The organism is Duganella sp. CT11-25, from assembly GCF_047302815.1.
GTDB lineage: Bacteria > Pseudomonadota > Gammaproteobacteria > Burkholderiales > Burkholderiaceae_D > Rugamonas.
The window spans coordinates 6,186,551-6,198,199 of record NZ_JBKBFD010000001.1 but is presented as its reverse complement, the minus strand read 5'-3'; the positions used below and the strand labels follow the sequence as shown (position 1 = coordinate 6,198,199).

Annotated in this window: 10 protein-coding genes; 2 read left to right on the top strand and 8 right to left on the bottom strand. The window is 64.5% G+C overall.

Annotation, left to right across the window (positions count from 1 at the left end; genetic code table 11):
- Positions 1-29 precede the first annotated feature (29 nt).
- From cmk to gyrA, 8 genes are all read right to left on the bottom strand, one after another.
- The gene (cmk, locus tag ACEN9F_RS26855; RefSeq protein ID WP_413425068.1) at positions 30-698 is read right to left on the bottom strand and encodes a (d)CMP kinase; all 669 of its coding nucleotides are present in this window, start codon (positions 696-698) and stop codon (positions 30-32) included.
- 5 nt (positions 699-703) lie between these two features.
- On the bottom strand, positions 704-2,017 hold the full coding sequence (gene aroA / locus ACEN9F_RS26850) for a 3-phosphoshikimate 1-carboxyvinyltransferase (protein ID WP_413425066.1): 1,314 nt from the start codon (positions 2,015-2,017) through the stop codon (positions 704-706).
- Positions 2,018-2,134: 117 nt separating this feature from the next.
- Entirely contained in the window at positions 2,135-3,037 is a 903-nt protein-coding gene (locus ACEN9F_RS26845) for a prephenate dehydrogenase (RefSeq protein WP_413427188.1), read from the bottom strand.
- 7 nt (positions 3,038-3,044) lie between these two features.
- Positions 3,045-4,154, bottom strand: coding sequence for a histidinol-phosphate transaminase (gene hisC, locus ACEN9F_RS26840; RefSeq protein ID WP_413425064.1), 1,110 nt, complete (start codon positions 4,152-4,154; stop codon positions 3,045-3,047).
- A 23-nt stretch (positions 4,155-4,177) separates the two neighbouring features.
- Positions 4,178-5,251 (bottom strand): prephenate dehydratase, encoded by a 1,074-nt coding sequence (gene pheA / locus ACEN9F_RS26835; protein ID WP_413425062.1) that lies wholly within the window; start codon positions 5,249-5,251, stop codon positions 4,178-4,180.
- 9 nt (positions 5,252-5,260) lie between these two features.
- Entirely contained in the window at positions 5,261-6,358 is a 1,098-nt protein-coding gene (serC, locus tag ACEN9F_RS26830; RefSeq protein ID WP_413425060.1) for a 3-phosphoserine/phosphohydroxythreonine transaminase, read from the bottom strand.
- 20 nt (positions 6,359-6,378) lie between these two features.
- On the bottom strand, positions 6,379-6,939 hold the full coding sequence (locus ACEN9F_RS26825) for a DUF2059 domain-containing protein (protein WP_413425058.1): 561 nt from the start codon (positions 6,937-6,939) through the stop codon (positions 6,379-6,381).
- A 113-nt stretch (positions 6,940-7,052) separates the two neighbouring features.
- The gene (gene gyrA, locus ACEN9F_RS26820) at positions 7,053-9,698 is read right to left on the bottom strand and encodes a DNA gyrase subunit A (RefSeq protein ID WP_413425056.1); all 2,646 of its coding nucleotides are present in this window, start codon (positions 9,696-9,698) and stop codon (positions 7,053-7,055) included.
- 447 nt (positions 9,699-10,145) lie between these two features.
- Between gyrA and ompA the strand changes: the two genes are divergently transcribed.
- Positions 10,146-10,859: an outer membrane protein OmpA gene (ompA, locus tag ACEN9F_RS26815; protein WP_413425054.1), complete on the top strand. Its 714-nt coding sequence runs from the start codon at positions 10,146-10,148 to the stop codon at positions 10,857-10,859.
- A gap of 94 nt (positions 10,860-10,953) precedes the next feature.
- Complete coding sequence (gene ubiG, locus ACEN9F_RS26810) at positions 10,954-11,649, top strand: bifunctional 2-polyprenyl-6-hydroxyphenol methylase/3-demethylubiquinol 3-O-methyltransferase UbiG (RefSeq protein WP_413425052.1); 696 nt, start codon at positions 10,954-10,956, stop codon at positions 11,647-11,649.

Here is an 11,649-nt window from a genome sequence, read left to right as displayed (position 1 = left end):
CAAGGCACTCAGAGTTGCCCTAGCACGTGCTATTTACCGACGGCCGCATACCACTGCAACACCTGATCGACCGCTTCATCAGCGGTCATGTTCGAGGTATCCAGCACATGCGCCCCCTCTGCGGGGACCAGCGGTGCGATGGCCCGATGCGTATCCCGGTCGTCGCGCGCTTGCAAATCCATCAGTAGGTCTTCCATATTAGCAGAAAACCCCTTGCCAATCAATTGCTTATATCGGCGATCCGCACGCGCGGCCACCGAGGCCGTCAAAAACACCTTCAACTGGGCGTGCGGGAAGATCACCGAGCCCATGTCGCGGCCGTCCGCCACCACGCCCGGCGCCTTGCGGAAACCCAGCTGCAGCCCCACCAGCGCGTGGCGCACGGCGGGGAAGGTTGCAATTTTGGAAGCGGTATTACCCACCTCCTCGGCGCGGATGGCGTCGGTGACGTTTTCATGCGACAAGACGATGTCGCCGCCCTGGAAACTGCATTGCAGGTGCTCGGCCAGCTTGGCCAGCGCGTGCTCGTCGGCCAGGTCGGTGCCGCGGCGCAGTGCCGACAGCGCCGTCAGACGGTACAGGGCGCCAGAGTCCAGGTAGTGGAAGCCGAGCTTATCGGCAACGCGATGTGCGACCGTGCCCTTGCCGGATGCGGTGGGGCCGTCGATGGTGATGACTGGAACTTGGGATGTTGGCATTGTATTTATTTTGCTATCTTTGCAAATGCGGTGAAGTAGTCAGGGAAGGTCTTGTTCACGCACTTGGGATCGTTGATGCGCATGACGTTGCCCTTGCGCGCGGCGCCGTCCAGCGACACCAGCGAAAAGCACATCGCCATGCGGTGGTCGTCGTAGGTGTCTATGGTAGCAGGCGTGATGACGGCCGGCGGCGTCACCTTGATGTAGTCGGCGCCCTCTTCGACGACGGCGCCGACCTTGCGCAGCTCGGTCGCCATGGCCGCGATGCGGTCGGTTTCCTTGACGCGCCAGCTGGCGATGTTGCGCAGCGTGCTGGTGCCGTCGGCGTACAGCGCGGCGATGGCGATCGTCATGGCCGCGTCCGGGATGTGGTTGAAGTCGGCGTCGATGGCTTTCAGCACGCCGCTGGAGCGCGCCTCGATCCAGTTGTCGCCCATGGTGATCTGCACGCCCATCTGCTCCAGCGCGGCGGCGAAGCGCACGTCGCCCTGGATGCTGTCCTTGCCCACGCCTTCGACCCGCACCGGGCCGCCGGCGATCGCGCCGGCCGCCAGGAAGTACGACGCCGACGACGCATCGCCCTCGACGTGGATGGTGCCCGGCGACTGGTAGACCTGGCCCGGCGTGATGGTGAACGACGCCCAGCCGTTCTGCTCGACCTTCACGCCGAAGCGGCGGATCAGGTTCAGCGTGATTTCGATGTAGGGCTTGGAGATCAGCTCGCCGATCACATCGATGCTGATGGCGTGCTCGCGCGCCATCAGCGGCGCCACCATCAGCAGCGCGGTCAGGAACTGGCTGGAGACGTCGCCGCGCACCGACAGGCGCTGCGCGTGGATCTTGCCCCGCTTGATGTGCAGCGGCGGGAAGCCGGGGTTGCCGGTGTATTCGACGTCGGTGCCGGCGGCGTTCAATGCGTCGACCAGGTCGCCGATCGGACGCTCATGCATGCGCGGCACGCCGTGCAGCGTGTAGTCGCCGCCGATGACGGCCAGCGCGGCGGTCAGCGGACGGATCGCGGTGCCGGCGTTGCCCATGAAGAGGTCGGCCGATGGATTGGGGAACACGCCGGCCACGCCGGTGACGTGGTGGATGGTGCCGGTGGCGGTCCGCTCTTCGCGCCAGTCCACGCCCAGCGAGCGCAGCGCCGCCAGCATCACGGCGGTGTCGTCGGAGGCCAGCAGGTCGACGATGTCGACCTTGCCCTGCGACAGCGCCGACAACAGCAGGATGCGGTTGGAGATGGATTTCGAGCCCGGCAGGCGCACCGCGCCCTCCACGTGCGCGACCGTTTGCAGGTCAATAAATTCGTGAGTCATACAGTTTCCTTTTACGGAGGCCGGAAAACCGTCGCCCTCGCGGCAGCGGGGACCCATGGAACGCCAGCGCGGCATGGATTCCCGCTTGCGCCGGAACGACGGCTCTCAAGCCTCCTGTTAATCTGCCTTGTCTTGCGACGGCGGCGCCTCGGCCGCCTCGATCGCCGTGATCCACTGGTGGCGGGCGTGCTGGGCGTTGCTGTACACGCGCTCCAGCCCTGCCCCGTCGCCGGCGGCGAGACGCGCCCTCAGGCCCGTCAATTGTGCCAGATACGCATCCAGCTCCGTCAATAATGCCGACTGGTTGGCCAGGCTAATGTCGCGCCACATTTCGGGCGACGATCCGGCGATCCTTGTGAAATCGCGGAAGCCACTGGCCGCATACTGGAACAGCAGGTCCGCATGCGGCTTCTTCGCGATGTCGTCCACCAGCGCATACGCCAGCAAATGCGGCAGATGGCTCACGGCGGCGAACACCTTGTCATGTTCCTGCGGCGTCAAGCGATGGATGAGCGCACCGCAGGCGCGCCATGCGGCCGCCACGCGCTCGACATCGTCCGCCGCGTTTTCATCCAACGCCGTCAGCACGCACTTCTTGCCGACGTACAGATGGTCGATGGCGGCGTCGGGACCATTGGTCTCGCGGCCGGCGATCGGATGGCCCGGAACGAACTGGGCGATCTTGCCGCCCAGCGCGCGGCGCGCGGCGGCCACCACGTCGGACTTGGTGCTGCCCGCGTCGGTGACCACGGTGCCCGGCAGCAGGTGCGGCGCGATCGCCGCCAGGATCGCCTCGGTCTGCGCCACCGGCGCGGCCAGCAGCACCAGGTCGGCGCCGCGCAGCGCCTCGGCCACATCGCCGCCGACGACGTCGACGATGCCCAGCTCCAGCGCGCGCGCCATCGCGGCCGCCGAACGGCCCATGCCCACCACGCTGCCGACGGCGCCGGCCTTCTTCAGCGCCCGCGCAAACGAGCCGCCGATCAGGCCCACGCCAAAGATAACGACCTTGTTCAGCATGGGCATATCACTGCGCCAGCGCCTTGGTCAGCGCCGCGATCAGCACCGCGTTCTCCTGCGGCAGGCCGATGGAAATGCGCAGCCACTCCGGCAGGCCGTAGTTGCCGACCGGGCGCACGATCACGCCCTGCTTCAGCAGCGCCAGGTTGACGCGCGCGCCGGCCGCCAGGTCGCCGCCGACCTTGACCAGCACGAAGTTGCCGTACGACGGCACGTACTCCAGGCCCAGCTTGTCGAAGGCCTCGGTGAACTGCTGGTAGCCGGCGGCGTTGTTGGCCGCGCTGCGCTTCAGGAAATCCTTGTCGTTCAGCGCCGCGATGGCCGCCGCCTGCGCCAGCGAGTTGACGTTGAACGGCTGGCGGATGCGGTTCATCAGATCGGTCAGCGCCGGCTGGGCGATGCCGAAGCCGACGCGCAGGCCCGCCAGGCCGTAGGCCTTGGAGAAGGTGCGCGAGACCAGCAGGTTGGGATACTGCTTGACCCACTCGGCCGATTCGAACTGGTTTTCTTCGGCCAGGAATTCGTTGTAGGCCTCGTCCAGCACCACCACCACGTTGGCCGGCACCTGGTCCAGGAAGGCCTGGATGTCGGCGGCCGGGATAAACGTGCCGGTCGGGTTGTTCGGGTTGGCGATGAACACCAGGCGGGTATCCTCCTGGATCGCCGCCAGCATCGCCGGCAGGTCGTGGCCGTAGGCCTTGGCCGGCACCACGATGTGGCGCGCGCCCACGCCTTGCGTCGCCAGCGCGTACACGGCGAACGAGTACTGCGCATAGACGATCGACTGGCCGCGCTCGACGAAGGCATGGGCGGCGATTTCCAGGATGTCGTTGGAGCCGTTGCCCAGCGTGATCCACTCGGCCGGCACGGCGTAGCGCCTGGACAGCGCGCCTTTCAGGTCGAAGCCGTTGGCGTCCGGGTAGCGGCCCAGTTCCGCGACAGCGGCGGCCATCGCCTGCTTGGCCGATTCCGGCACGCCGAACGGATTCTCGTTCGACGCCAGTTTGACGATCGCCTCTTCTTCGAGGCCGAATTCACGCGCGACTTCCGCAATCGGTTTGCCGGCTTGGTATGGGGCGATGGCGCGGACGTACTCCGGGCCGTAGTTCTTGGTCATGGTCTCTCTCTGATTCTCTATAGTTAGGTCAAGCTGACCGGGTAGGACCCGAGCACCTTGAAGAAAGCGGCGTTGCCCTGCAATTCATCCAGCGCCTTGGCCACGGCCTCGTTCTGGACATGGCCTTCGACGTCGACGTAGAAGTAGTACTCCCACGTGCCGGTGCGGGCCGGGCGCGACTCGAAGCGCGTCATCGATACATTGTGCTGGGCCAGCGAGCCAAGCAGGCGGTAGATCGAGCCGGCCTTGTGCGGCGCGGCCAGCGCCAGCGAGGTGCGGTCCTCGCCCGACGGGCCGGGCTGCAGGTGGCCGATCACGGCGAAGCGCGTGCGGTTGTGCGGATCGTCCTGGATGTTGGCCTTGACCGTGCCCAGGCTGTAGCGCACGCCGGCGCGTTCGCCGGCGATCGCGGCGATGCCGTGGTCGTCGCGCGCCATGCGGGCCGCTTCGGCGTTGGACGAGACGGCGCGGCGCTCGATCTCCGGGTAGTTGTTGTTGAGCCAGATCTGGCACTGCGCCAGCGCCTGCGCGTGGGCGCAGATGGCGGTGATGCCGTCCATGTTGCCGGTGCCGGTCAGCAGGCTGTGGCGCACGGCGATCGACACCTCGCCGCTGATGGTCAGCGGCGTATGCAGCAGCAGGTCCAGCGTGCGGCCGATGGCGCCCTCGGTCGAGTTCTCGACCGGCACCACGCCGAATTCGGCGGTACCGGCTTCGGTGGCGCGGAACACCTCATCGATGGAGGCGCACGGCAGCACGTCGACGGCGGTGCCGAACTGCTGGTACACGGCTTGTTCGCTGTAGGTGCCGGCCGGGCCGAGGAAGGCGATGGTAACGCGCTTCTCCAGCGAGCGGCAGGCGGACATGATCTCGCGCCAGATGGTCTGCAGCTCGGTATTGCCCATCGGGCCGGGATTGCGGTCGGCCACGCCGCGCAGCACCTGCGCTTCGCGTTCCGGGCGGAATACCGGGGCGTTGGTCTCGGCCTTGATATGGCCGACTTCCTGCGCCACTTTGGCGCGGCGGTTCAACAGGTCGAGGATCTGCGCATCGATGGCGTCGATCTGCTCGCGCAGGGGTGTCAGTTTGTCTGTCATGATGTTTTTTTAGCGACCAGCAAATTCGTTCAAATAATCGACCAGGGCTTGCACGCCCTCGATAGGCATCGCGTTGTAGATCGATGCGCGCATCCCGCCGACGGACTTGTGGCCCTTCAATTGCAGCAGGCCGCGCGCTTTGGCGCCGGCCAGGAATGCTTCGTTCCGGCTCTCGTCCTTCAGGTAGAAGGGAACGTTCATGCGCGAACGGTTTTGTTTCGCCACGCGGGTGGTGTAGAAATCGTCGGCGTCGAGCGCCGCGTACAGCAGCCCGGCCTTGGCGATGGCGCGTCGCTCCATCTCCGCCACGCCGCCCTGCCGCTTCAGCCACTGGAACACCAGGCCGGCGATGTAGATGCCGTAGGTGGGCGGCGTGTTGTACATCGATTCGTTGTCGGCCACCAGCTTGAAGTCGAACGCCGACGGGCAGGCCGGCAGCGCCTTGCCCAGCAGGTCTTCGCGCACGATGACGATGGTGACGCCGGCCGGGCCGATGTTCTTCTGCGCGCCGGCGAAGATCAAACCGTACCTGGAGACGTCGATGCGACGCGACAGGATGTGCGAGGACATGTCCGCCACCAGCAGCGTCTCGGCCAACCGCGCATCCTGCGCATCCGGCACGCCGGCGTCGAAGTCGAACTCGACGCCGTCGATGGTCTCGTTGGTGCACATGTGCAGGTAGGCGGCGCCGGGCGTGAGCTGCCACGTCGATTGCGGCGGCACCGACGTCATCGACGACGCGGCGACGTTGACGTTGGCGTACTTGGCGGCTTCCTTGATGGATTTGCCCGACCACGAGCCGGTATGGATAAAATCGATGGTCGCTGGCTGCGGCTTGTGGCCGACGAGGTTCAGCGGGATCAGGGCGTTCTGCGACAGTCCGCCGCCCTGCATGAACAAGATCTTGTAGTTGTCCGGTACTGCCAGCAGCTCGCGCAGGTCGCGCTCGGCCGCCTTGTAAATCGACATAAACTCCGGCCCGCGGTGGCTCATCTCCATGACGGACATGCCGCTGCCATGCCAGTCCAGCATTTCGGCAGCGGCTTGCGCCAGCACTTCCTTCGGCAACACGGCGGGGCCGGCGGAGAAGTTGTAGATGTGAGTCACTATGCGGTCCTTGTAAGTTGTTACGGTTTCTGCGCTTGCTGCGACTGTTCCAGCTTTTGCATCAGCGGGCCGACGCGGCGCACGAATACCTGCTGGCCGATCTGCATGCCCTCGCCCATCAGCTTCGGCGTGGTCGCCAGCATCTTGGCGCCGACCGGGGTGCGGTAGAACGCGCTGATCTGCTTGAGCTCATCGGCGGTATAGGTGCGCGCGTACAGCGGCACGGTCTCGCTCATGATGTCGTCGACCACGGTCGGGTCGTTCATCAGCTCCTGCAGCGCGGCGATCGCGGCCGGCAGTTCTTTTTCCATTTTCGCCAGCGCCTGCTTTTTCTGCTCGTCGCTGGTCTTGGTATTGCCCTTGATCGCGGCCTCGGCGCCGGCGCGCATCGAGGCGCCTATGCCCTGCCCCATCTGGCGCATCATGCCGCCCATCAGCGTGCGGTAGTTCATGGCGTCGAACATCTCGCGCGCGGCGGCCAGCGCGGCCGGATCGGCGTCCGGCGCGTTCTGGGCGAAGACCGGAGCGCAGGCCAGCGTCAGGGCCAGCGAGGTGAAGATGCTTGCAACGATTTTTTTCATAGCTGCTTTCAAAATGAATAAGGGGCCAGTCTTATTGTCGCATCAATCCGCGCTATAAGCCCTGGCCCCGCCGGTCCCGCCAGGAACAGCGCGGAACTTCCTTTTACCGCGCCTTATTCAGGCGCGGCCTCGTCAGGCTTGGCGTCCGGGCCCGGTTCCAGCTCGACTTCGTCGATGTCGGTTTCGACCACGCGCTGCAGGCCGGACAGCTTGGTGCCGTCTTCGACCGCGATCAGGGTCACGCCTTGCGTGGCGCGGCCCATCTCGCGGATCTCGGAAACGCGGGTGCGAATCAGGACGCCGCCGGTGGTGATCAGCATGATCTCGTCGGTCGGGGTGACCAGCGTCGCCGCCACCACCTTGCCGTTACGCTCGGAGGTCTGGATCGCGATCATGCCCTTGGTGCCGCGGCCGTGGCGGGTGTACTCGATGATCGGAGTACGCTTGCCGAAGCCGTTCTCGGTCGCCGTCAGCACCGACTGCTGCTCGTTTTCCGCCACCAGCAGCGCGATCACGCGCTGGCCTTCGTCCAGGTTCATGCCGCGCACGCCGCGGGCGTTGCGGCCCATCGGACGCACGTCGTTCTCGTCGAAGCGCACCGCCTTGCCGGCGTCGGAGAACAGCATCACGTCGTGCTCGCCATCGGTCAGCGCGGCGCCGATCAGGAAGTCGCCCTCGTCCAGGTCGACCGCGATGATGCCGGCCTTGCGCGGATTGCTGAAGTCCTTCAGCGGCGTCTTCTTCACGGTGCCCAGGCTGGTCGACATGAACACGTAGTGGTCTTCCGGGAAGGTGCGGTTGTCGCCCGACAGCGGCAGGATGACCGTGATCTTCTCGTTGTCCGCCAACGGGAACATGTTGACGATAGGCTTGCCGCGCGAGTTGCGCGAGCCTTGCGGCACTTCCCACACCTTCAGCCAGTACATGCGGCCGCGGTTGGAGAAGCACAGGATGTAATCGTGCGTGTTGGCGATGAACAGCTGGTCGATCCAGTCTTCCTCTTTGGTCGCCATGGCCTGCTTGCCGCGGCCGCCGCGCTTCTGCGCGCGGTATTCGGAGATCGGCTGCGCCTTCATGTAGCCGGTGTGCGACAGGGTCACCACCATGTCCTGCGGCGTGATCAGGTCTTCGGTGCCGAGGTCGGTCGCGTTGTGCTCGATGTTCGAGCGGCGCGGGTCCTTCTGCGGGTCGCCGAATTCGTTGACCACGTGGGTCATCTCGTCGGTGATGATGGTGGTCACGCGCTCCGGCTTGGCCAGGATGTCCAGCAGGTCGGCGATTTCGGCCATCACGTCTTTGTACTCGTTGACGATCTTGTCCTGTTCCAGGCCGGTCAGGCGTTGCAGGCGCATCTGCAGGATCTCTTGCGCCTGGTCGTCGGACAGCTTGTACATGCCGTCGGACTGCATGCCGTAGTGCTTAGGCAGGTGCTCGGGACGGAAGGCGTCGATGCCGCCCACGGTATCGCCTTCGCCGGTACGGGCCAGCATCTCGCGCACCAGCGACGAATCCCACGAACGTTCCATCAGCGAGGTCTTGGCCACCGGCGGCGTCGGCGCCGCCTTGATGATGGCGATGAAGTCGTCGATGTTGGCCAGCGCCACGGCCAGGCCTTCCAGCACGTGGCCGCGTTCGCGCGCCTTGCGCAGTTCGAACACGGTGCGGCGCGTGACCACTTCGCGGCGGTGCGACAGGAAGCACTGCAGCATTTCCTTCAGGTTCAGCAGGCGCGGCTGGCCGTCGACCAGCGCCACCATGTTCATGCCGAAGGTGTCTTGCAGTTGCGTCTGTTTGTACAGGTTGTTCAGCACCACTTCCGGCACTTCGCCGCGCTTCAGCTCGATGACCACGCGCATGCCCGACTTGTCGGACTCGTCGCGGATGTCGGAAATGCCTTCGAGTTTCTTGTCGCGCACGTTTTCGGCGATGCGCTCCAGCAGCGATTTCTTGTTGACCTGGTACGGCAGCTCGTCAACGATGATGGCCGTGCGGCCGCCGTCCTTGCCGTACTCTTCGTAGTGGGTCTTGGCGCGCATCACCACGCGGCCGCGGCCGGTGCGGTAGCCGTCGCGCACGCCCGAGACGCCGTAGATCGTGCCGCCGGTCGGGAAGTCCGGCGCCGGGATCAGTTCGATCAGCTCGTCGATCGAGCACTGCGGATTGCGCAGCACGTGCAGCGCGCCGGCGATCACTTCGTGCAGGTTGTGCGGCGGGATGTTGGTCGCCATGCCGACCGCGATACCGGACGAGCCGTTGATCAGCAGGTTGGGGATGCGGGTCGGCAGGACCGTCGGTTCTTTTTCCTTGCCGTCGTAGTTGGGCTGGAAGTCGACGGTTTCCTTGTCGATATCGGCCAGCAGCTCGGCGGAGATCTTGTCGAGGCGGCACTCGGTGTAACGCATCGCCGCGGCGCCGTCGCCGTCGACCGAGCCGAAGTTGCCCTGGCCGTCGACCAGCATGTAGCGCAGCGAGAAGTCCTGCGCCATGCGCACCAGCGTGTCGTAGATCGACGCGTCGCCGTGCGGGTGGTACTTACCCATCGTCTCGCCCACCACACGGGCGCATTTGACGTAAGGGCGGTTCCACACGTTGTTCATCTCGTGCATCGCGAACAGGACCCGGCGGTGCACCGGCTTGAGGCCGTCGCGCACGTCCGGCAAGGCGCGGCCCACGATCACGCTCATGGCGTAATCGAGGTAGCTCTTGCGCATCTCTTCTTCGAGGGAAATAGGGATTGTTTCTTTTGCGAATTGATCCATTGGCGGGTCGACTGATCTTTGACTGTGGTTTATTAAGCAATGTATGCCGCACGTACTGCATTCCTGCGCCGCCCCTCCCAAGGGACAGGCAAGCTAGCGATTTTAGCATGGGCGCACGGCAACTAGCGCAAATCCGGCTGCAGCCCGCTCGCCGCAGGGGGGCGGCACGATACAACAGCTTGTAACACCTTGTAATATTCTGGACACATTACTCAATTATTATCGACAATCACGTTGCAACAAAACAACATTTTGGTCGAAATCGAAAAGGCGCCGTGTTGGCCGCTTTTTATCGGTCTCGGCCGCTTGTGGCAAAATGGACGAGAAGTCAATTGCTTGTTTCGCAAGCGGGAACCGAGCGCGACGCCCCTGCGTGGTAGAATTCGCACCACGTATCACGCGTCTCGCAGTTTCCCTGCGGATATCACCCCCGAAAGGAAGAAAAATATGAAAAAACTTATTTCGATGTTGGCCATGTCGGCTGCATTCGCCGCCTCGGCAATCGCACAAACCACCCCTACCGCGCCGCCATATGCTCCGGTCACCCAGGACATCAAGGCCGCTACGCCTAAGAGCGCCTATGTTCAGGATGCGCGCGGCGTGATCGCCCGTGATCCATTCGGCCTGTGCTGGCGCACCGGCTACTGGACCCCGGCCGATGCCGTGCCAGGTTGCGATCTGCCGATCTGCGTCGAGCCAGAGAAGCTGGAAAACGGCAAATGCGTAGCACCGCCGCCACCGCCGGTCGTTGCACCAGCCCCTGCTCCGGCACCGGCTCCAGCACCGGCCCCGGTTCCAGTACCGACCGCCCAGAAGGTCAGCTTCGCCGCTGATGCCTTCTTCGACTTCGACAAAGCCGTGCTGAAGCCAGAAGGCAAAGCCAAGCTGGACGACGTCGCATCGAAACTGGGTTCGATCAACCTGGAAGTCATCATCGCCGTCGGTCACACCGACTCGGTCGGTTCGGACGAGTACAACCAGAAGCTGTCGGTACGCCGCGCTGAAGCCGTCAAGGCCTACATCATCTCCAAAGGTGTTGAAGCCAACCGCGTGTACACCGAAGGCAAAGGCGAGAAACAGCCAGTTGCAGACAACAAAACTGCAGAAGGCCGCGCTAAAAACCGCCGCGTAGAAATCGAAGTCGTCGGCACCAGCAAGTAATTGCTTGTCGCGTAAGACAGAAACCCCGCTCCGGCGGGGTTTTTTTATGCCCGCTGCTTTAGAATAGCGGGATTAGCCTCTATCATTGCTGCCCATGAACGCCGATCCTTTAGAACTACAGAAATTCTCCGACCTGGCCCACCGCTGGTGGGATCCGACGTCCGAGTTCCGCCCGCTGCATGAAATCAACCCGCTGCGGCTGGAATGGATCAACGCGCGCGCGCCGCTGGCCGGCAAGAACGTGATCGACATCGGCTGCGGCGGCGGCATCCTGTCCGAATCGATGGCGCGCAAGGGCGCCAAGGTGACCGGCATCGACCTGTCCGAGAAAGCCCTGAAAGTGGCCGACCTGCACTCGCTGGAATCCGGCGTGCAGGTGCGCTACAAGCTGATCGCCGCCGAGGACATGGCGGCCCAGGAAGCCGGCCAGTTCGACGTCGTCACCTGCATGGAAATGCTGGAGCACGTGCCCGATCCGGGCGCCATCGTGCGCGCCGCGGCCACCCTGGTCAAGCCGGGCGGCCAGGTGTTCTTCTCGACGCTGAACCGCAATCCCAAGGCCTACCTGTTCGCCGTGATCGGCGCCGAATACCTGCTGCGCATGCTGCCCAAGGGCACCCACGACTACGACAAGTTCATCACGCCGTCCGAGCTGTCGCAATACATCCGCACCGCCGGCCTCGACGTCAAGGGCTTCAAGGGCATGGGCTACGATCCGCTGACCAAGATCTATTCGCTGAACGACGACACCAGCGTCAACTACCTGGTGGCCACCAGCCGCCCGCTTTAA

What these genes read in the sequence shown, in the direction of transcription:
- cmk (WP_413425068.1), bottom strand. Translation starts at nt 698, where the DNA reads ATGCCAACATCCCAAGTTCCAGTCATCACCATCGACGGCCCCACCGCA.
- aroA (WP_413425066.1), bottom strand. Translation starts at nt 2,017, where the DNA reads ATGACTCACGAATTTATTGACCTGCAAACGGTCGCGCACGTGGAGGGC.
- ACEN9F_RS26845 (WP_413427188.1), bottom strand. Translation starts at nt 3,037, where the DNA reads ATGCTGAACAAGGTCGTTATCTTTGGCGTGGGCCTGATCGGCGGCTCG.
- hisC (WP_413425064.1), bottom strand. Translation starts at nt 4,154, where the DNA reads ATGACCAAGAACTACGGCCCGGAGTACGTCCGCGCCATCGCCCCATAC.
- pheA (WP_413425062.1), bottom strand. Translation starts at nt 5,251, where the DNA reads ATGACAGACAAACTGACACCCCTGCGCGAGCAGATCGACGCCATCGAT.
- ACEN9F_RS26825 (WP_413425058.1), bottom strand. Translation starts at nt 6,939, where the DNA reads ATGAAAAAAATCGTTGCAAGCATCTTCACCTCGCTGGCCCTGACGCTG.
- gyrA (WP_413425056.1), bottom strand. Translation starts at nt 9,698, where the DNA reads ATGGATCAATTCGCAAAAGAAACAATCCCTATTTCCCTCGAAGAAGAG.
- ompA (WP_413425054.1), top strand. Translation starts at nt 10,146, where the DNA reads ATGAAAAAACTTATTTCGATGTTGGCCATGTCGGCTGCATTCGCCGCC.
- ubiG (WP_413425052.1), top strand. Translation starts at nt 10,954, where the DNA reads ATGAACGCCGATCCTTTAGAACTACAGAAATTCTCCGACCTGGCCCAC.